At 75.6% G+C, this 825-nt stretch carries 1 protein-coding gene; it reads left to right on the plus strand.

The features are described 5' to 3' along the window. A partial coding sequence (locus tag F3J18_RS37680; protein ID WP_166917230.1) for a PLP-dependent aminotransferase family protein occupies window positions 1-825 on the plus strand: 825 nt, incomplete at both ends.

Raw genomic sequence — 825 nt, forward strand, 5'->3', positions numbered from 1 at the left:
CTGTTCGGCGCGACGCGCCTGGCGCGCCGCCATGCCGGCGCCGAGGCGGCCAGCCTGACCGACTACGGCGACCCGCGCGTGCGCGAGCAGCTCGCCACCTACCTGCGCCGTTCGCGCGGCGCGCGCTGCGAGGCCGACGAGCTGGTGCTGACCACCGGCACGCATCAATCGCTCGACCTGCTGTTCCGGCTGCTGCTCGACGAGGGCCGCACGCATGCCACCGAGGATCCCGGCTTCCCCGCCTCGGCGCGGCTCGCGCGGCTGGCCGGCGCGCGCCTGCACGCGATCGAGGTCGATCGCGAGGGCCTGCGCGTGGACACGCTGCCGGCCGGCCTGAGCACGCTCTACTGCACGCCGAACCATCAGTTCCCGCTCGGCGTGCCGCTCTCGGCGCCACGTCGCGCGGCCCTGCTGGCGCGCGCCGCCGCCGACGGCTTCGTGATCCTCGAGGACGACTACGACTGCGAGTTCCATCACGGCGCCGCGCCCGCGCCCTGCCTGCAGTCGGAGGACCGCGACGGCCGGGTGGTCTATCTCGGCTCGGTCGCCAAGCTGCTGGCGCCGGCGCTGCGCATCGGCTACGTGGTCGCGCCGCCCTGGCTGCGCGAGAGCCTGGTCAAGGCCAAGACGGTCGTGGACCGGCAGACCTCGGCGCACGCGCAGAACGCGCTGTTGCCGCTGCTGGCGAGCGGCGATTTCGCCACCCACCTGCGCCGCATGCGGCGCGAATACGGCCAGCGCCGCGCCCGCCTGCTGGCGGCGATGCGCGGCCCGCTGGCGCGCTGGCTGGCGCCCTGGGCCACCACCTGCGGCCTGCACCTGGCC

It is taken from the genome of Burkholderia sp. Ax-1720, from assembly GCF_011753035.1.
Taxonomy (GTDB): Bacteria; Pseudomonadota; Gammaproteobacteria; order Burkholderiales; family Burkholderiaceae; genus Burkholderia; species Burkholderia gladioli.